Genomic DNA, 17,541 nt, shown 5'->3' on the forward strand with positions numbered 1-17,541 from the left:
CATGAGCGCCTCGCAGCCCCAGCACCTCGCTGATGCCCCGACCGACACCCCGACCGTGCCGGCCGACGTCCCGACTCTCCTCGTCAAGATCTTCGGCAAGGACCGGCCCGGCATCACCGCCGGGCTCTTCGACACCCTCGCCGCCTACTCCGTGGACGTCGTCGACATCGAGCAGGTCGTCACCCGGGGGCGCATCGTGCTGTGCGCCCTGGTGACCGAACCGCCGGCCGGCCTCGCAGGAGATCTGCGGGCCACCGTCCACAGCTGGGCGGAGTCCATGAAGATGCAGGCCGAGATCATCTCCGGCATCGGTGACAACCGGCCGCGCGGCCTCGGCCGCTCCCTGGTCACCGTGCTCGGGCATCCGCTCACCGCGGAGTCGACCGCCGCGATCGCCGCGTCGATCACCGACACCGGCGGCAACATCGACCGTATCTTCCGGCTCGCCAAGTACCCCGTCACCGCGGTGGAGTTCGCGGTCTCCGGCACGGAGACGGAGGAGCTGCGCACCGCGCTGGCCATAGAGGCCGCGAAGCAGGGCGTGGACGTGGCGGTCGTCGCGGCCGGGCTGCACCGGCGCGCGCAGCGGCTCGTCGTGATGGACGTCGACTCGACGCTGATCCAGGACGAGGTCATCGAGCTGTTCGCGGCGCACGCGGGCTGCGAGGACAAGGTCGCCGAGGTGACGGCGGCGGCGATGCGCGGCGAGCTGGACTTCGAACAGTCGCTGCACGCGCGCGTGGCGCTGCTCGAAGGGCTCGACGCGTCGGTCGTCGACAAGGTCAGGAGCGAGGTGCGGCTCACCCCCGGCGCCCGCACCCTGATCCGTACGCTCAAGCGTCTCGGCTACCAAGTGGGCGTGGTGTCGGGCGGGTTCACGCAGGTCACGGATGATCTGCAGGAGCGGCTCGGGCTCGACTTCGCGCACGCCAACACGCTGGAGATCGTCGACGGGAAGCTGACCGGCCGGGTCACCGGCGAGATCGTGGACCGGGCGGGCAAGGCCCGGCTGCTGCGCCGGTTCGCCGAGGCGGCCGGGGTGCCGCTCGCGCAGACCGTGGCGATCGGCGACGGCGCCAACGACCTGGACATGCTCAACGCGGCGGGGCTCGGCGTCGCCTTCAACGCCAAGCCGGTGGTGCGCGAGGCGGCCCACACCGCGGTGAACGTGCCGTTCCTGGACACGGTCCTCTATCTGCTCGGCATCTCGCGCGAAGAGGTCGAGGCGGCGGACGCGCAGGGCGCGTAGTCCTCGTACACACGGCAGAAGGGGCCCGGCGCGACGCCGGGCCCCTTCTGCCGTGTGTACGGGGTTCTACTCGCTCGGCGCCCAGTAGTCGACGAGCGTGGCCGCGCCGGGTTCCAGACCCTTCCAGGGGCCGGAGAAGCTGAGCACGGAGAAGGCGGCGGTCGGGAAGCCGCGCTGGTCGAGCCGCTTGCGCGCGTCGCCCTCGGCGTCCGAGGTGAGGATCTCGGTGAGGGCCTGCACACCGGGGTTGTGGCCGATCAGCACGATGTTGTTCACGTCGTCCGGCGTCTCGTTGAGCACGGCGATCAGCTCGCCCGGCGACGCCTCGTAGATCCGCTCCTCGTACACGGTCTTCGGGCGGTCGGGCAGCTCGGCGACGGCGAGCTTCCAGGTCTCGCGGGTGCGGATGGCGGTCGAGCAGAGGGCCAGGTCGAAGGCGACCCCCGAGTCGGCCAGCTTGCGGCCGGCGACGGGGGCGTCCCTGCGGCCCCGCTCGGCCAGCGGCCGCTCGTGGTCGGAGACCTGGGGCCAGTCCGCCTTGGCATGCCGGAAAAGGACAATCCTGCGGGGTTCTGCGACGCTCATGGGTCCCAGCTTCGCACGAAATCGGGCACGGGGCGCAGGGAGTTGACGGGCTCGCCCGGTAGGGATGAACGGGTCCGGACAACCCCTAGGGAAGCAGCAGGTCCTTGGCGCGGGCCAACAGGTGGGCGACGGACGGGTCGCCCGCCGCGGCCTGGCCGTCGGCCGGGTTGAGGATCAGCAGGAGCAGCGTCACGAAGGCGACGGCCGGCAGGACGACGGCCCACCAGGGCAGCCGGATGTCGACGCCGCCCGTGGCTGCCGGGTGGGACCGGGTGTGCGAGGGGGCCGACATGGGTGCCTCCGGGATCCGTGACGCCGTGCGACGTGCCTGGTCGCGTACGTCTTCCGCGTCTGTCGTGCCGCCGTCTCCCGGCGACACTTCGACGGTACGGATCCCGGGGCCCCGGGCCCATCCGGTGATCCACCCAGTTGACCCTGACCCTGGCCCCCTAGGGGATGGTGGAGTTAACCCCACCCCTTCCCGGTCATGAGGTCACCGGGTCATGGGGAGGCGATGGTCGCGACGACGGCGACGATCACGGTGACGGCCAGCATCAGGCCGAGGACGGCGAGGAGCTTCTTCTGGCCGTTCTGCGGATTGGGTTCGAGCACAGGCGACATGCGGCAAGTGTCGCACCCGTCCCCGGACGTCAGGACGCGGGGGCCAGTTCGTCCTCGACCGTCCGGTTGCGGCCCGCGAAGACGCCGATCACGATCTGCGGCACCATCAGCGCGGCCATCAGCGCGATCGGCACGCCCCAGCCGCCGCTGTGCTGGTACAGGACGCCAACGAGCAGCGGTCCCGGGATCGAGATGAGGTAACCGGTGGACTGGGCGAACGCGGAGAGCTTGGCGACGCCGGCGCCGGTGCGGGCGCGCATGCCGACCATGGTGAGGGCCAGCGGGAAGGCGCAGTTGGAGATGCCGAGCAGGATCGCCCAGGCCCACGCGCCGGAGGCGGGGGCGAGGTAGAGCCCCGCGTAGCCGGCCAGGCCGCACACGCCGAGGGCGATCACCATCGGGCCCTGGCTGGGCAGCCGGGCGGCGACGCGCGGGATGACGAAGCCGAGCGGCACGCCCATCACCATCGTGACGGCGAGCAGGATGCCGGCCGTCGACGCGGAGACGCCGGCGTCGCGGAAGATCTGCGCCATCCAGCCCATCGTGATGTACGCGGCCGTGGCCTGGAGCCCGAAGAACACGGCGAGCGCCCAGGCGGTGCGGCTGCGGGTGATGCGCAGTCCGTCCTCCGCGGCGCGGCCGGCCCGCGTCGGGGCCGGCTCGACGGGGCCCCTGTCGCGCACCAGCGGGATCCAGGCCAGCAGGGCGACGGCGCCGAGCGCGGCCCAGACGGCGAGCCCGGTCTGCCAGCTGCCGCCCAGGCCGTCGGTCATGGGCACGGTCGCGGCGGCGGCGAGCGAGGTGCCGGCGGCGAGCGCCATCGAGTAGAGGCCGGTCATGGAGCCGACGCGGTCGGGGAACCAGCGCTTGACGATGACCGGCATCAGGACGTTGCTGACCGCGATGCCCATGAGGGCGAGGGCGCTGGCGACGAGGAACCCGACGGTGTTGCCGGTGTACGGGCGGATGATCAGGCCCGCGGTGATCGCGGCCATGCCGAAGCAGACGACGGCGCCCGCCCCGAACCGCTTGGCGAAGCGCGGTGCCATCACGCCGAAGACGGCGAAGCACAGCGGCGGTACGGAGGTGAGCAGTCCGGCGACGCTGCCGCTCATGCCGAGCCCGTCGCGGACCTCTTCGAGGAGGGCGCCGAGGCTGGTGATGGCCGGCCGCAGGTTCAGGGCGGCGAGGACGATGCCGACGGTGACGAGCCGTACCGCCCACGCGCGCGGGGCGGCACCGTCGTCCTTGTCCATGAGCGCGTCGCGGGGTATCGCGGAGTCGGTGCTCGGCGGCGCCATCGTCGGGGTGTCCTCACTAGCCATGAGACCCATCTTAGAATCATGGGATGATTGACTGTCCAATCGCTTCCGTCGGTGGAGCCGTCGGTTCGCTACTGTTCGCAGTCCGTCCGCACGAAGGAACGCCATGCCGTTGACCTCTCCCCGGCGCTCGGCCCTCTCCGAGCAGGTCATCTCCGCCCTGCGCGCCCAGATCTCCTCGGGCGAGTGGCCGGTGGGCTCCCGGATCCCGACGGAGCCGGAGCTGGTGGAGCAGCTGGGTGTGGCGCGGAACACGGTGCGGGAGGCGGTGCGCGCCCTCGCGCACAACGGACTCCTCGACATCCGGCAGGGCTCGGGCACGTACGTCGTGGCGACGAGCGAGCTGGCCGGGGTGATGCAGCGCCGGTTCGCCGAGGCCGATCCGCGGCACATCGCCGAGCTGCGCTCCACGCTGGAGTCCAGCGCGGCGAAGCTGGCCGCGGTGCGGCGCACGGAGCGCGACGTGAAGCAGCTGGACGCGCTGCTCGTACGCCGTGAGGAGGCGTGGGAGTCGGGCGACACGGAGGCGTTCGTGACGGCGGACGCGACCTTCCACATGGCCGTGGTCGCGGCGTCCCACAACGACGTGATGACGGCGATGTACGCGGACCTCGGCGAGGTGCTGCGGGACTGGCTGCGCGAGGACGTGGGCGAGCGGCTCACCGCGGAGAACCACATGGACCACGCGGGGCTCGTCGACGCGATCCGGGACGGTGACGCGGAGGCCGCGGCGACGGAGGCCGCGGGCTATCCGTTCCTGTGCCGTCCGGGGCGCTTCACCGGTCCACCCTTCGGTGGCTGACCCAGACGTCCCGCACCTGTTTCCAGCACCGTCCGTCGAGCCGGACCGTCTCGGCGGGGTCCACCTCGCGCGGCGCGGAGTCGGTGTCGATGTCCCACCACGGGGCGCACTCGACGTGCAGGGCGACGGCGTCGACACCCGGATACGGGTTGTGGCAGACGGCGCGCACGCGTGAGCCGTCGATCTCGGTCCGGCATTGGGCACCGAAGAGTTCACGCTTGGGCCGGTCGGGCTGTTCGTCGGACGCGGCGTCGTACGGGAGTACGGCGATCAGGAGTACGACGGCGAGGGCTGGGGCTATGCGTCGGGGCAGGCGCACAAAGGGACCTCCTCGCACCCAGGGTGCGGTGAGGTCCCTCGTGTGTGCCCGGCCGGTGGGCCGAACGGGGGTACGCGATCAGGCGCCGATGGCGTGCAGTCCGCCGTCCACGTGGACGATCTCGCCGGTCGTCTTCGGGAACCAGTCGGACAGCAGGGCCACGATGGCCTTGCCGGCCGGCTCCGGGTCGTCCAGCTTCCACTCCAGCGGGGAGCGCGAGTCCCAGACGGCGGCGAGGTCGCTGAAGCCCGGGATGGACTTGGCGGCCATGGAGCCGAGCGGACCGGCCGAGACCAGGTTGCTGCGGATGTCGTGCTTGCCCAGGTCGCGCGCCATGTAGCGGCTGGTGGCCTCCAGGGCGGCCTTGGCCGGGCCCATCCAGTCGTACTGCGGCCAGGCGAACTGGGCGTCGAAGGTGAGGCCGACGACGCTGCCGCCCTCCGTCATCAGCGGCAGCAGCGCCATCGTCAGCGACTTCAGGGAGAAGGCGGAGACGTGCATGGCGGTGGCCACGGACTCGAACGGCGTGTTCAGGAAGTTGCCGCCGAGCGCGTCCTGCGGCGCGAAGCCGATGGAGTGCACGACGCCGTCGAGGCGGTCGCCGAGGTGCTCACGGACCTGGCCCTCCAGCCGGGCGAGGTGCTCGTCGTTCGAGACGTCGAGCTCCAGGACCTTCACCTTGTCGGGGTGGGGCAGCTTCTTGGCGATGCGCTCGGTCAGCGTCGGCCGCGGCCAGGCGGTGAGGATGATCTCCGCACCCTGCTCCTGCGCCAGCTTCGCGGCGTGGAAGGCGATGGAGGACTCCATCAGCACACCGGTGATGAGGATCCGCTTGCCCTCGAGGATTCCGCCAGTACTAGTCATCGTTCTCAGTGACCCATGCCCAATCCGCCGTCAACCGGGATGACGGCTCCAGTGATGTACGAGGCGTCGTCGGAGGTCAGGAACTTCACCACTCCGGCGATCTCCTCGACCTGCGCGTACCGGCCGAGCGGCACCTGCGACACGATGCCGGCGCGCTGCTCGTCGGTCAGGGCCTGGGTCATGTCGGTGTCGACGAAACCCGGGGCGACGACGTTGAAAGTGATGTTGCGCGACCCCAGCTCACGGGCGAGGGAGCGCGCGAAACCGACCAGGCCCGCCTTCGAGGCGGCGTAGTTCGCCTGCCCCGCGGAGCCGAGCAGGCCGACGACGGAGGAGATCAGCACGACGCGGCCCTTCTTGGCGCGCAGCATGCCGCGGTTGGCACGCTTCACGACCCGGAAGGTGCCGGTGAGGTTGGTGTCGAGGACGGACGTGAAGTCCTCCTCGGACATGCGCATGAGGAGCTGGTCCTTGGTGACGCCGGCGTTGGCGACGAGCACCTCGACGTTGCCGTGCTTCTCCTCGATCTCCTTGTAGGCCTGCTCCACCTGCTCGGTGTCGGTGATGTCGCACTTGACGGCGAGCGCCCCGGCGTCGATGAGCTCCTTGGGCGGCTCGCCCGAGCGGTAGGTGAACGCGACCTTGTCGCCTGCCTCGACGAAGGCACGGGCGATGGCGAGGCCGATGCCCCGGTTTCCTCCGGTGACGAGAACCGAGCGGCTCAACGGATCACCCTTTCGATAGCGGTGGTGGTCTTCGAAACCTATCGGTACGACCCTTGGTACGGAGAATCGACCACCGACAGTGGCGTACTCGACTCACTGTCGGGTCCCTACAGAAAGGTCTGGCCGCGCACCCCTGTCCCGCGACATGATCAGAGCCCGCCCGTGGCCACGAACCGCGACGAACAGGGAGGCCTTGTGCCCCATACGATCGATGAAGCCTTCACGGCGCTGCCGCTGCGGGCCCTGGCCGACGCGGCGCTCGCCCGCGCCCGGGCCCTGGGCGCCGAGCACGCGGACTTCCGCTTCGAGCGGGTGCGCAGCGCCGCGGTCCGCCTGAGGGACGCCCGGCCGGCCGGCTCCTCCGACACCACCGACCTCGGGTACGCGGTGCGGGTGGTACACGGCGGCACCTGGGGCTTCGCCTCCGGGGTCGACCTGACGATGGACGCCGCGGCGAAGGTGGCCTCGCAGGCCGTGCAGATGGCCAAGCTGAGCGCGCAGGTGCTCAAGGCAGCGGGCTCCGACGAGCGCGTCGAGCTGGCCGCCGAGCCGGTCCACGCGGACAGGACCTGGATCTCCTCGTACGAGATCGATCCCTTCTCGGTGCCCGAGGAGGAGCGGGCCGGGCTGCTCGCCGACTGGAGCGCGGGGCTGCTGGCGGCCGACGGGGTCAGCCACGTCGACGCCTCGCTCCTGGCCGTCCACGAGAACAAGTTCTACGCGGACACCGCGGGGACCGTGACGACCCAGCAGCGGGTCCGGCTGCACCCCCAGCTCACCGCGGTCGCCGTGGACGACTCCAGCGGCGAGTTCGACTCGATGCGCACCGTGGCGCCGCCGGCCGGCCGGGGCTGGGAGTACCTGACGGGGACGGGCTGGGACTGGGAGCGGGAGCTGGCCGAGATCCCGGGGCTGCTCGCCGAGAAGATGCGCGCGCCCAGTGTCCGGGCGGGCCACTACGACCTGGTCGTGGACCCGTCCAATCTGTGGCTGACCATCCACGAGTCCATCGGGCACGCCACCGAACTGGACCGCGCGCTGGGCTACGAGGCGGCGTACGCGGGCACCTCGTTCGCCACCTTCGACCAGCTCGGGAAGCTCAAGTACGGCTCCGAGATCATGAACGTGACGGGTGACAGGACCGCCGAGCACGGGCTCGCCACCATCGGCTACGACGACGAGGGCGTGGCCGGGCAGTCCTGGGACCTGGTGAAGGACGGCACCCTGGTCGGGTACCAGCTCGACCGCAGGATCGCGCGGCTCACCGGGTTCGACCGGTCCAACGGATGCGCATACGCCGACTCCCCCGGGCACGTGCCGGTGCAGCGGATGGCGAACGTGTCGTTGCAGCCCGATCCCGGCGGCCTGTCGACCGAGGACCTGATCTCCGGGGTGGACAACGGCCTGTACCTGGTCGGCGACCGGTCCTGGTCCATCGACATGCAGCGCTACAACTTCCAGTTCACCGCGCAGCGCGCGTACGCGATCCGCGGCGGGCGGCTGGCCGGTCAGGTGCGGGACTTCGCCTACCAGGCGTCGACGACCGACTTCTGGGGCTCCATGGCGGCGGTCGGCGGCCCGCAGACCTATGTCCTGGGCGGCGCCTTCAACTGCGGCAAGGCCCAGCCCGGCCAGGTCGCGGCCGTCTCGCACGGCTGTCCCAGCGCGCTGTTCAAGGGCGTCAACATCCTCAATACGACGCAGGAGGCGGGTCGATGAGCCCTCGTACCAGCAAGCCCCACGAGACCGTCGAGCGCGCCCTGGAGCTGTCGCGGGCCGACAGCTGCGTCGTCATCGCCGACGAGACCTCGACCGCGAATCTGCGCTGGGCGGGCAACGCGCTGACCACGAACGGGGTGACGCGCGGCCGCACCCTCACCGTCATCGCGACGGTCGACGGCAAGGAGGGCACGGCGACCGGTGTCGTGTCCCGGTCCGCCGTGACCGCCGACGACCTCGAACCGCTGGTCCGCGCCGCCGAGGAGGCCGCCGCCAAGGCCGGGCCCGCCGAGGACGCGCAGCCGCTGGTCGGCGGCGTACCGCAGGCCTCCGGATTCACGGAGGCCCCGGCCGAGACCTCGTCGGCGGTGTTCACGGAGTTCGCGCCCGCGCTGGGCGAGGCGTTCGCGCGGGCCAGGGCGGGCGGACGCGAACTGTACGGCTTCGCCAACCACGAGCTGACCTCCAGCTATCTCGGTACGTCGACGGGTCTCCGGCTGCGTCACGACCAGCCCAACGGGACGCTGGAGCTGAACGCCAAGTCGCCGGACCGCAGGCGGTCGGCGTGGGCGGGGCGCTCCACGCGGGACTTCACGGACGTCGACCCGGCCGCGATGGACGCCGAGCTGGCCACCCGTCTGGGCTGGGCCGAGCGGCGGATCGACCTGCCCGCGGGCCGCTACGAGACGCTGCTGCCGCCCACCGCCGTCGCCGACCTGCTGATCTATCTGCTGTGGTCGGCGGGTGCGCGGGACGCCGCCGAGGGCAGGACCGTGTTCAGCAGGCCCGGCGGGGGCACCCGCGTCGGCGACCGGCTCAGCGAGCTGCCGCTGACGCTGCGCAGCGACCCGTACGCGCCGGGCCTGGAGTGCGCACCGTTCGTGCTGGCGCACACCTCGGGGGACGACGCGTCCGTCTTCGACAACGGGCTGCCGGTCACCGCCACCGACTGGATCTCCGGCGGCGAGCTGAAGCACCTGACGACGACGCGGCACAGCGCCGCGCTGACCGGGCTGCCGGTGGCTCCCGCCGGGGACAACCTGATCCTCGACGGCGGCTCGGGCAGGTCGCTGGAGGAGATGGTCGCGGCCACGGAGCGCGGGCTGCTGCTCACCTGCCTGTGGTACATCCGCGAGGTCGATCCGGCGACGCTGCTGCTGACCGGGCTGACCCGGGACGGCGTGTACCTGGTGGAGAACGGCGAGGTCGTGGGTGAGGTGAACAACTTCCGGTTCAACGAGTCACCGGTCGACCTGCTGCGGCGGGCCACCGAGGCCGGGCGCACGGAGAAGACGCTGCCGCGCGAGTGGGGCGACTGGTTCACGAGAGCGGCCATGCCGGCACTGCGGGTGCCGGACTTCAACATGAGCTCGGTCAGCCAGGGCGTCTGAGCGCTTTCGGTTCGCCCATAGACTGGTCGGGCCCCAACAGAACTGTTCAAGGAGACCCGGAACCGTGACGGACATCGTCGACGAGCTGAAGTGGCGCGGCCTGTGGGCCCAGTCCACTGACGAGGACGCACTGCGCAAGGCGCTCGCGGACGGTCCGATCACGTTCTATTGCGGTTTCGACCCGACCGCGGCCTCCCTGCACGTCGGCCACCTCGTGCAGGTGCTGACCATGCGCCGCCTCCAGCAGGCGGGCCTGCGCCCGCTGGCGCTGGTCGGCGGCGCCACGGGCCAGATCGGCGACCCGCGCCCGACGGCGGAGCGCACGCTGAACGACCCGGAGACGATCGCGAACTGGGTGACCCGGCTGCGCTCGCAGATCGAGCCCTTCCTCGACTTCGAGGGCGAGAACGCGGCGGTCATGGTGAACAACCTGGACTGGACCGCCGGGATGTCCGCGATCGAGTTCCTGCGCGACATCGGCAAGCACTTCCGGGTCAACAAGATGCTGACCAAGGACTCCGTGGCCCGGCGCCTGGAGTCGCAGGAGGGCATCAGCTACACGGAGTTCAGCTACCAGCTGCTCCAGGGCATGGACTTCCTGGAGCTGTACCGGCGCTACGGCTGCACGCTCCAGCAGGGCGGCTCCGACCAGTGGGGCAACCTCACGGCCGGGCTCGACCTGATCCACCGCCTGGAGCCGGAGGCGACGGCGCACTGCATCGCGACGCCGCTGATGGTGAAGGCCGACGGCACCAAGTTCGGCAAGACCGAGGGCGGCGCCGTCTGGCTGGACGCGGACATGACGACGCCGTACGCGTTCTACCAGTTCTGGCTGAACGTGGACGACCGGGACGTCTCGACGTACATGCGGATCCTGTCCTTCAGGTCCCGCGAGGAGCTGGAGGCGCTGGAGGCGCAGACCGCGGAGCGCCCGCAGGCCCGCGCAGCGCAGCGCGCGCTGGCCGAGGAGCTGACGACGCTGGTGCACGGCGCCGACCAGACGGCCGCCGTGATCTCCGCGTCGAAGGCGCTGTTCGGCCAGGGCGACGGCAATCTCGCGGACCTGGACGAGGCGACGCTCGCGGCCGCCCTGTCGGAGCTGCCGAAGGCCGAGGTCACCGAGCTGGGTCCGGTCGTCGACCTGTTCGCCGAGGTCGGTCTCGTGGCGAGCAAGTCCGCCGCGCGGCGGACCGTGAAGGAGGGCGGGGCCTACGTGAACAACGTCAAGGTCGCCGCCGAGGACCACGTACCCGGCACCGAGGACCTGCTGCACGGGCGCTGGCTGGTGCTGCGCCGCGGCAAGAAGAACCTCGCGGCCGTCGAGGTCAAGGGCGCCTAGAGGCCCGGAACGACCGAGGGCGCTGTCGCTTCCGCCGGGCGGAAGGGGCAGCGCCCTCGGTCGTTCGGCACGCGCCGGGCGCTAGGCCCGCCGCTTGTTGCCCCGCAGCGACGTCCACGCCATGTCGCCCAGTGCGACGACGACGACGGCGCCGATCAGCTGGAGCAGATGGCGGATCCAGTCGATGCCCTTGGTGTCGTTGACGCCGAGGCCCGTGGCAGCCCAGTTGCCGAGAACGCTGCCGATGATGCCGAAGACCGTCGTCAGCCACAGCGGGATCTGCTGCTTGCCCGGCAGAATCGCCTTCGCGATCAGGCCCAGCACCAGACCCACGATGATCGCCCACAACCAACTCATGACATCGCCTCCTCAAGCGGCGCGGAGTGCGCGGCCTGCGCCACTCACCTGCGATCAGTCTCCGGCCGTACTCCGTACGGCGCATGTCGGGGCACCCCATACGTGGTACGGCGCAGTGGGCACGCCCAGGTCAGGGCCGCCCCGGTCTCGTAGCCGACGCAGCCCCGGCGTAACGTGGTTGCGGTCCGGACCGGGGAGCGTCCGGCGAGCCGGCGGGTGGTGGAATGTGATGCGGAAGCGCAGTGACAGCGGCGGAGCACAGGTTTTCCGGATCACTGGAGCCCGGCAGGGGCTCGCCGAGGACGTGCGCGGGCGGCAGCGCCGGTACGTCATCTCGATGGGGATCCGCACGCTCGCGGTGATCGCCACGGCGGTGCTGTGGGACATCGAGCGGCCCGTCGCCATCGTGACCCTGGTGCTCGGAGCCTTCCTCCCGTACGTGGCCGTGGTCATCGCCAACGCGGGCCGGGAGAACGCGCCGAACCTGCCGTCGACCTTCGTACCGGCACCCTCGCGCCCGATGATCGCGCCGACCCCCGCGGCGGGTCCGGCGGAATCCGCCCCGGAAGACCGGACGTAGCCCTCGGCACCGTCCGCCGCGCTCAGTGCCCGCGGTACGACTGGTCGATAAAGCTCAAGAAAAGCTCAGATCAATCATGTGGTTCCGGTGCCGGGTACGGGGTCGCGCGTGACATACTGCGTACGCGCTCCGCATCCCCCGTCGGAGCGACGGACCGACGCCGGGCAGCTCCCCCCGTGGCTGCTCGGCGTCGCCTTTTCCCGGAGCTTTCCGACGGGCTCGCCTGCGGGTTTTCCAGGCCGTTTAAGGTTGAGCCGTGAATCTCGCGAACCTGTCCGGACCGACCCCGCCCTCCCCCACGACCCCGCAGTGCTCGGCCAAGGGCTGCCGTGCCGACGCGGTGTGGGTGCTGGCGTGGAACAACCCGAAGCTGCACACGCCCGAACGGCGCAAGACCTGGCTCGCGTGCGACGAGCACCGCGAGTCCCTCTCCCAGTTCCTCGGCGTGCGCGGGTTCCTGAAGGACGTCGTGGCGCTGGCCGAGTGGGAGTCCGCCGAGCGGCAGGACTGACCCACCGGTCAGCAGGCAGTGTGCGGGCGGTCAGCCGCCGATCGCCGACATCGGGCGGTCGGGCTGCAGGAACGTCGGGTCGTCCAGGCCCGAGCCCGCCTTCTTGCCCCACATCGCCAGCTTCCAGATGCGGGCGATGTCCTCGTCCGGCGCGTCGGAGCGCAGCGCCGCGCGCAGATCCGTCTCCTCCCGGGCGAAGAGGCAGGTGCGGACCTGGCCGTCGGCGGTGAGGCGGGTGCGGTCGCAGGCCGCGCAGAACGGGCGGGTCACCGAGGCGATGACACCGACGCGGTGCGGCCCGCCGTCGACGGTCCAGCGCTCGGCCGGGGCGGAGCCGCGCTCATCCGACTCCTCGGGGGTCAGCTCGAAGCGGGTGCGCAGGGAGGCCAGGATGTCACCGGCGGTGACCATGCCCTCGCGCTTCCAACCGTGCTGGGCGTCCAGCGGCATCTGCTCGATGAACCGCAGCTCGTAGTCGTGCTCGACGGCCCAGGCGAGGAGGTCGGGTGCCTCCTCCTCGTTCAGCCCCGGCATCAGGACCGAATTGATCTTCACCGGGGTCAGGCCCGCCTCGTGCGCGGCGGCGAGTCCCTCGATGACGTCCTTGTGGCGGTCGCGGCGGGTCAGCGTCTTGAAGACGTCGGGGCGCAGCGTGTCCAGTGACACGTTCACCCGGTCCAGGCCCGCCTGCTTCAGGGCGGCGGCGGTGCGCTTGAGCCCGATGCCGTTCGTCGTCAGGGACATCTGGGGGCGGGGCTCCAGGGCGGCGACCCGCTCGACGATGCCGACCAGGCCGGGCCGCAGCAGGGGCTCGCCGCCGGTGAAGCGGACCTCGGTGATGCCCAGGTGCGTGACGGCGATCCGGATGAGCCGGACGATCTCGTCGTCGGTCAGCAGGTCCGACTTGCCCAGCCACTGCAGGCCCTCTTCCGGCATGCAGTACGTGCAGCGGAGATTGCAGCGGTCGGTCAGCGAGACCCGCAGGTCGGTGGCCACCCGGCCGTAGGTGTCGATGAGCACGTGGGCCCCCTCCCTCTTGTCGTGCGTACAAGGCCTGACACTCACCGAGCCTACGTGACGGGTCCGACACCGACAGTCCGGTGATCCCACGAGCGTGCCGCGTCCCCGTCGTAGAGAGCTACCAGCTCGCCGCGACGGGGACGCGGGAGGAACGTACGCGTACGCGCGCGGTCCGTCGGCTCAGTGGGCGCCGGTACCGGTGAGGGAGCGCACCTCCAGTTCCGCGTACTTGCCCGCGTCGGCCTTCTCCTTGGCCAGGTAGGTGCCGATGACGCCGAGCAGGAAGCCGACGGGGATCGAGATGAGGCCCGGGTTCTCCAGCGGGAACCAGTCGAAGTCGGCGCTCTTGAACATGGACGTCTCCTTGCCGGAGACGACCGGCGAGAAGAGGACCAGGAAGACGGCGGTGAACAGGCCGCCGTAGATCGACCACAGCGCGCCGCTGGTGTTGAAGCGCTTCCAGAAGAGGCTGTAGAGGATCGTCGGCAGGTTCGCGGACGCGGCGACGGCGAAGGCCAGGGCGACCAGCCCCGCCACGTTCAGGTCGCGGGAGAGCGCGCCGAGGGCGATCGAAACGATGCCGATGAAGACCGTGGCCCAGCGGGCGGCCCGCATCTCCTGCTTCTCGGTCGCCTGGCCCTTCTTGATGACGTTGGCGTAGATGTCGTGCGCGAAGGACGACGACGAGGCCAGGGTCAGGCCCGCGACGACCGCGAGGATCGTGGCGAAGGCGACGGCCGAGATCGACGCCAGCAGGATCGCGCCCCAGCTGGAGTCGACGCCGCCCAGATGCAGGGCGAGCAGGGGTGCCGCGGTGTTGCCCGCCTTGTTCGAGGCGATGATCTCGGCCGGCTTGATCAGCGCGGCGGCGCCGAAGCCGAGCGCGAGGGTCATCAGGTAGAAGACCCCGATGATGCCGATGGCCCAGTTGACCGACTTACGGGCGGCCTTGGCGGTCGGCACCGTGTAGAAGCGGATCAGGATGTGCGGCAGTCCGGCGGTGCCGAGGACGAGCGCGATGCCCAGCGAGAGGAAGTCGATCTTCGAGGTGGCCGTGGCGCCGTACTTGAGGCCCGGCTCCAGGAACGGCGAGCCCTTGCCGCTGTTCTCGGCGGCCGTGCCCAGCAGGTCCGAGATGTTGAAGTCGAACTTCAGCAGGACCAGGAAGGTCAGCAGGAGCGCGCCGGCGATGAGCAGCACGGCCTTGACCATCTGCACCCAGGTGGTGCCCTTCATGCCGCCGATGGTGACGTACACGATCATCAGGACGCCGACGAGGGCGACGATGCCGACCTTGCCCGCGTCCGAGGTGATGCCGAGCAGCAGTGAGACCAGGACGCCCGCGCCCGCCATCTGCGCGAGCAGATAGAAGATGGAGACGACGATGGTGGAGGTGCCTGCGGCGGTGCGGACCGGGCGCTGGCGCATCCGGTAGGCGAGTACGTCGCCCATCGTGTAGCGGCCGGAGTTGCGCAGCGGTTCGGCGACCAGGAGCAGGGCGACGAGCCAGGCGACCAGGAAGCCGATGGAGTAGAGGAAGCCGTCGTACCCGAAGAGGGCGATGGCACCCGCGATGCCGAGGAACGACGCGGCGGACATGTAGTCGCCGGAGACCGCGAGGCCGTTCTGGAAGGCGGTGAACTGCCGTCCGCCCGCGTAGAAGTCGGACGCGCTCTTGGTCTGGCGGCCCGCCCACACGGTGATGACGAGGGTCGCCGCGACGAACACCGAGAACAGGGTGATGATCAGCGGACGGTGGTCGCTCGCCTCGGCGGCGGCCAGCGTGAACTGAGACGTGACGGGGCTCATGCGCCGCCCTCCATACGGGACTTGATGGCCTCGGCCCTGGGGTCGAGCTTCGCGGCGGCGTGCCGGGAGTACCACCAGGCGATGAGGAACGTGGTGAGGAACTGGGCGAGACCGAGGACGAGGGCGATGTTGATGTTGCCGACGACCTTGGTGCCCATGAAGTCGCCCGCGTAGTTGGACAGCAGGACGTACACGAGGTACCAGGCGATGAACGCGATGGTGAGCGGGAAGGCGAACGAGCGGTGGGCGTGGCGCAGTTCGCCGAACTCGGCGCTCTGCTGCACCGCGGTGAACTCCTCGGTGGAGGGCAGCGCGCGGGGCTCGTCCGGACTGCCCTTCGGGGGTGGTGGTGCGTCGGTGGCCACGGAGTCTCCTCGTGGTGCGGGGGCTTTAGGGGACTGGACAGGGGGAGTTGCGGGAGTCGCGGGCGACTCTGGCTGTGCGGGCATACGTGCTCTCGGACCTCATGGTGACGTGGATCACGTGGGCCGGGTCGCGATGGTAGAGCGACCCGACGTGATCCGACAGGGGGTGGATCGTGCTCCTTGCCCCCTGCACAACGGCACGGCGGCGCGTACGGAGCGGTTCAACTCCCCTGATTTCTTTCGGAACTCGTTGATGACCTGCGGCGACTAGAGATACGTTCGCTCCGCACCACGCGTCATGTACCTGCCCGGGCACCACTTGTGTTCGGGCTTTCCGCATATGCCCCCACATATGCCCCCAATCGCCCTTGAACGACGGATGATGTGGAGATCCCATGGCTCATCTTCGTGCCAGACGACGTACGGCCCTCGCACTGCCGATCGGCATCGCGCTCACGGCGTCCTTCGGCTTCCTGCCGTCCGCGGTCGCCGCGCCGGCCGACTCCCCCGTGGTGAACGCCGGTTCGGCCTCCGACACCTCGCTCGCGTACGTCGTCAACACGCGGAGCACGGACGCGCGCACGATCGCCTCCGTTCGCAAGGCGATATCCGCGGCCGGCGGCTCCGTCGTGGAGACGTACGCGAAGATCGGCGTCTTCGTCGTCCACTCCGCCAACCCGGACTTCGGCAAGCAGGTCCGCGCCACGAAGGGCGTGGCCTCGGCGGGCGCCACCCGCACCACACCGCTCAGCGCGGCCGGCACCACCGACGAGGGCCGGGTCCAGAAACTGACGGCCGCCGAGGTCAGGTCCGCCTCGGCGAAAGCGGCTGCGGGCGAGGAGCCGCTGGAGGCCAACCAGTGGGACCTCCGGGCGATCGGCGCCGACAAGGCGGCGAAGATCAACCCGGGCAGCAGAAACGTCACGGTCGGGGTGATCGACACCGGCGTCGACGACACCCACCCCGATCTCAGCGCGAACTTCTCGCCCTCCCAGTCGGCCAGTTGCGTCGGCGGCAAGGCGGACACCTCGTACGGCGCCTGGCGGCCCGCGACCCCGGACCACTACCACGGCACGCACGTCGCCGGTGAGATAGCCGCCGCCCGCAACGGAGTCGGCGTCGCGGGCGTCGCGCCCGGCGTGAAGGTCGCGGGCATCAGGGTGGCCGACCCGCAGACCGAGCTGTTCTACCCGGAGAGCGTCGTCTGCGCCTTCGTCTTCGCCGCCGACCACGGCGTCGAGGTCACCAACAGCAGCTACTACGTGGACCCGTGGCTGTACAACTGCCTCGACGACCCCGACCAGCGGGCCATCGTCGACGCGGTGAACCGGGCCCAGCTCTACGCCACCCGCAAGGGCACCCTGAACCTGGCGTCGGCGGGCAACTCCTCGGACGACCTCGACTCGGACGCGATCGTCGACGACTCCAGCCCCGACGACTCGACGCCGGTCAGCCGCACCATCGACCCGCACAAGTGCTTCGACGTGCCGACCCAGCTGCCGGGGGTCGTCACGGTCAGCGCGACCGGCGTGAACAAGGCCAAGTCGTACTACTCCAGCTACGGCAAGGGCGTCATCGACATCGCGGCGCCGGGCGGCGACAAGCTGCAGATCCCCGCCACCCCGGACGCCAACGGCCGCATCCTGTCGACGCTGCCGGGCGGCGCGTACGGCTACCTCCAGGGCACCTCGATGGCGTCCCCGCACGCCGCCGCCGTCGCCGCGCTGCTGAAGTCCCGCCACCCGTGGGCGACTCCGGCCCAGCTGCAGGCGCTGCTCAAGGCCCAGGCGGACCCGCAGGCCTGCCCGGCCTCGTACGACCCCGACGGCACCGGCACGTACAAGGCGACCTGCACCGGCAGCGTGCGCAACAACAGCTTCTACGGCCACGGCATCGTCGACGCGCTCGATGCCGTCAAGTAGCCGCCCGTCCGGCCCAGTTGTCGCACCCATGACGTACGCAC

At 70.6% G+C, this 17,541-nt stretch carries 19 protein-coding genes; 8 read left to right on the plus strand and 11 right to left on the minus strand.

The window, feature by feature from the left end:
* The first annotated feature begins 1 nt into the window (after window position 1).
* Window positions 2-1,249 (plus strand): phosphoserine phosphatase SerB, encoded by a 1,248-nt coding sequence (gene serB / locus ABT127_RS33940; protein WP_351458649.1) that lies wholly within the window; start codon window positions 2-4, stop codon window positions 1,247-1,249.
* 66 nt (window positions 1,250-1,315) lie between these two features.
* Here the strand turns inward: serB and ABT127_RS33945 are convergent, their stop codons facing one another.
* The 4 genes from ABT127_RS33945 to ABT127_RS33960 form a co-directional block, all read right to left on the minus strand.
* Window positions 1,316-1,834 (minus strand): SixA phosphatase family protein, encoded by a 519-nt coding sequence (locus ABT127_RS33945; RefSeq protein ID WP_351458652.1) that lies wholly within the window; start codon window positions 1,832-1,834, stop codon window positions 1,316-1,318.
* 85 nt (window positions 1,835-1,919) lie between these two features.
* A complete protein-coding gene (locus ABT127_RS33950) occupies window positions 1,920-2,126 on the minus strand; it encodes a hypothetical protein (RefSeq protein WP_351458655.1) in 207 nt (68 codons plus the stop codon).
* Between the two features lie 209 nt (window positions 2,127-2,335).
* A complete protein-coding gene (locus ABT127_RS33955) occupies window positions 2,336-2,455 on the minus strand; it encodes an SGM_5486 family transporter-associated protein (protein WP_351458658.1) in 120 nt (39 codons plus the stop codon).
* A gap of 29 nt (window positions 2,456-2,484) precedes the next feature.
* A complete protein-coding gene (locus ABT127_RS33960; protein WP_502971829.1) occupies window positions 2,485-3,711 on the minus strand; it encodes a CynX/NimT family MFS transporter in 1,227 nt (408 codons plus the stop codon).
* A gap of 172 nt (window positions 3,712-3,883) precedes the next feature.
* Between ABT127_RS33960 and ABT127_RS33965 the strand changes: the two genes are divergently transcribed.
* Window positions 3,884-4,579 (plus strand): FadR/GntR family transcriptional regulator, encoded by a 696-nt coding sequence (locus ABT127_RS33965; RefSeq protein ID WP_351458663.1) that lies wholly within the window; start codon window positions 3,884-3,886, stop codon window positions 4,577-4,579.
* Here the strand turns inward: ABT127_RS33965 and ABT127_RS33970 are convergent.
* The 3 genes from ABT127_RS33970 to fabG all read right to left on the minus strand — a co-directional run bounded on the left by ABT127_RS33970 (window position 4,554) and on the right by fabG (window position 6,487).
* Window positions 4,554-4,898, minus strand: a complete 345-nt coding sequence (locus ABT127_RS33970) for a hypothetical protein (protein WP_351458666.1) — start codon at window positions 4,896-4,898, stop codon at window positions 4,554-4,556. The two genes, ABT127_RS33965 and ABT127_RS33970, sit on opposite strands and share 26 nt — an antisense overlap.
* Before the next feature lie 78 nt (window positions 4,899-4,976).
* Window positions 4,977-5,762, minus strand: a complete 786-nt coding sequence (gene fabI, locus ABT127_RS33975; RefSeq protein WP_351458669.1) for an enoyl-ACP reductase FabI — start codon at window positions 5,760-5,762, stop codon at window positions 4,977-4,979.
* 5 nt (window positions 5,763-5,767) lie between these two features.
* A complete protein-coding gene (gene fabG, locus ABT127_RS33980; RefSeq protein WP_351458672.1) occupies window positions 5,768-6,487 on the minus strand; it encodes a 3-oxoacyl-[acyl-carrier-protein] reductase in 720 nt (239 codons plus the stop codon).
* Window positions 6,488-6,682: 195 nt separating this feature from the next.
* Here fabG and ABT127_RS33985 point away from each other — a divergent pair, with 195 nt between their 5' ends.
* From ABT127_RS33985 to tyrS, 3 genes are all read left to right on the plus strand, one after another.
* Window positions 6,683-8,206, plus strand: coding sequence for a TldD/PmbA family protein (locus tag ABT127_RS33985; protein WP_351458674.1), 1,524 nt, complete (start codon window positions 6,683-6,685; stop codon window positions 8,204-8,206).
* A complete protein-coding gene (locus ABT127_RS33990; protein ID WP_351458677.1) occupies window positions 8,203-9,597 on the plus strand; it encodes a metallopeptidase TldD-related protein in 1,395 nt (464 codons plus the stop codon). Before ABT127_RS33985 ends, ABT127_RS33990 begins: the two co-directional genes overlap by 4 nt.
* Window positions 9,598-9,661: 64 nt before the next feature.
* Window positions 9,662-10,936, plus strand: coding sequence for a tyrosine--tRNA ligase (tyrS, locus tag ABT127_RS33995; RefSeq protein WP_351458680.1), 1,275 nt, complete (start codon window positions 9,662-9,664; stop codon window positions 10,934-10,936).
* A gap of 81 nt (window positions 10,937-11,017) precedes the next feature.
* On the opposite strand, the gene ABT127_RS34000 is transcribed toward tyrS, so the two are convergent.
* The gene (locus tag ABT127_RS34000; RefSeq protein ID WP_351458683.1) at window positions 11,018-11,293 is read right to left on the minus strand and encodes a GlsB/YeaQ/YmgE family stress response membrane protein; all 276 of its coding nucleotides are present in this window, start codon (window positions 11,291-11,293) and stop codon (window positions 11,018-11,020) included.
* 229 nt (window positions 11,294-11,522) lie between these two features.
* Here ABT127_RS34000 and ABT127_RS34005 point away from each other — a divergent pair, with 229 nt between their 5' ends.
* Both ABT127_RS34005 and ABT127_RS34010 read left to right on the plus strand, forming a co-directional pair.
* Entirely contained in the window at window positions 11,523-11,873 is a 351-nt protein-coding gene (locus ABT127_RS34005) for a DUF3099 domain-containing protein (protein ID WP_351458686.1), read from the plus strand.
* 256 nt (window positions 11,874-12,129) lie between these two features.
* Complete coding sequence (locus tag ABT127_RS34010; protein ID WP_351458688.1) at window positions 12,130-12,384, plus strand: hypothetical protein; 255 nt, start codon at window positions 12,130-12,132, stop codon at window positions 12,382-12,384.
* Between the two features lie 30 nt (window positions 12,385-12,414).
* Here the strand turns inward: ABT127_RS34010 and moaA are convergent, their stop codons facing one another.
* From moaA to ABT127_RS34025, 3 genes are all read right to left on the minus strand, one after another.
* Window positions 12,415-13,404 carry a GTP 3',8-cyclase MoaA gene (gene moaA / locus ABT127_RS34015; protein ID WP_351458691.1) on the minus strand — a complete coding sequence of 330 codons (990 nt, stop codon included), beginning with the start codon at window positions 13,402-13,404 and terminating at the stop codon, window positions 12,415-12,417.
* A gap of 180 nt (window positions 13,405-13,584) precedes the next feature.
* Complete coding sequence (locus ABT127_RS34020) at window positions 13,585-15,213, minus strand: monocarboxylic acid transporter (protein ID WP_351458693.1); 1,629 nt, start codon at window positions 15,211-15,213, stop codon at window positions 13,585-13,587.
* A complete protein-coding gene (locus tag ABT127_RS34025; RefSeq protein WP_351458696.1) occupies window positions 15,210-15,578 on the minus strand; it encodes a DUF485 domain-containing protein in 369 nt (122 codons plus the stop codon). Before ABT127_RS34025 ends, ABT127_RS34020 begins: the two co-directional genes overlap by 4 nt.
* A 395-nt stretch (window positions 15,579-15,973) precedes the next feature.
* Between ABT127_RS34025 and ABT127_RS34030 the strand changes: the two genes are divergently transcribed.
* A complete protein-coding gene (locus ABT127_RS34030) occupies window positions 15,974-17,500 on the plus strand; it encodes a S8 family serine peptidase (protein WP_351458699.1) in 1,527 nt (508 codons plus the stop codon).
* The last annotated feature ends 41 nt before the right edge of the window (window positions 17,501-17,541 follow it).

Origin of the sequence: Streptomyces sp. NPDC001904 (genome assembly GCF_040297005.1) — a bacterium.
Taxonomy (GTDB): Bacteria; Actinomycetota; Actinomycetes; order Streptomycetales; family Streptomycetaceae; genus Streptomyces.

Excerpts from the sequence above, each read along its gene's own strand:
- serB (WP_351458649.1), top strand. The coding sequence starts at position 2 with ATGAGCGCCTCGCAGCCCCAGCACCTCGCTGATGCCCCGACCGACACC.
- ABT127_RS33945 (WP_351458652.1), bottom strand. The coding sequence starts at position 1,834 with ATGAGCGTCGCAGAACCCCGCAGGATTGTCCTTTTCCGGCATGCCAAG.
- ABT127_RS33950 (WP_351458655.1), bottom strand. The coding sequence starts at position 2,126 with ATGTCGGCCCCCTCGCACACCCGGTCCCACCCGGCAGCCACGGGCGGC.
- ABT127_RS33955 (WP_351458658.1), bottom strand. The coding sequence starts at position 2,455 with ATGTCGCCTGTGCTCGAACCCAATCCGCAGAACGGCCAGAAGAAGCTC.
- ABT127_RS33960 (WP_502971829.1), bottom strand. The coding sequence starts at position 3,711 with ATGGACAAGGACGACGGTGCCGCCCCGCGCGCGTGGGCGGTACGGCTC.
- ABT127_RS33965 (WP_351458663.1), top strand. The coding sequence starts at position 3,884 with ATGCCGTTGACCTCTCCCCGGCGCTCGGCCCTCTCCGAGCAGGTCATC.
- fabI (WP_351458669.1), bottom strand. The coding sequence starts at position 5,762 with ATGACTAGTACTGGCGGAATCCTCGAGGGCAAGCGGATCCTCATCACC.
- ABT127_RS33990 (WP_351458677.1), top strand. The coding sequence starts at position 8,203 with ATGAGCCCTCGTACCAGCAAGCCCCACGAGACCGTCGAGCGCGCCCTG.
- ABT127_RS34000 (WP_351458683.1), bottom strand. The coding sequence starts at position 11,293 with ATGAGTTGGTTGTGGGCGATCATCGTGGGTCTGGTGCTGGGCCTGATC.
- ABT127_RS34005 (WP_351458686.1), top strand. The coding sequence starts at position 11,523 with ATGCGGAAGCGCAGTGACAGCGGCGGAGCACAGGTTTTCCGGATCACT.
- ABT127_RS34020 (WP_351458693.1), bottom strand. The coding sequence starts at position 15,213 with ATGAGCCCCGTCACGTCTCAGTTCACGCTGGCCGCCGCCGAGGCGAGC.
- ABT127_RS34030 (WP_351458699.1), top strand. The coding sequence starts at position 15,974 with ATGGCTCATCTTCGTGCCAGACGACGTACGGCCCTCGCACTGCCGATC.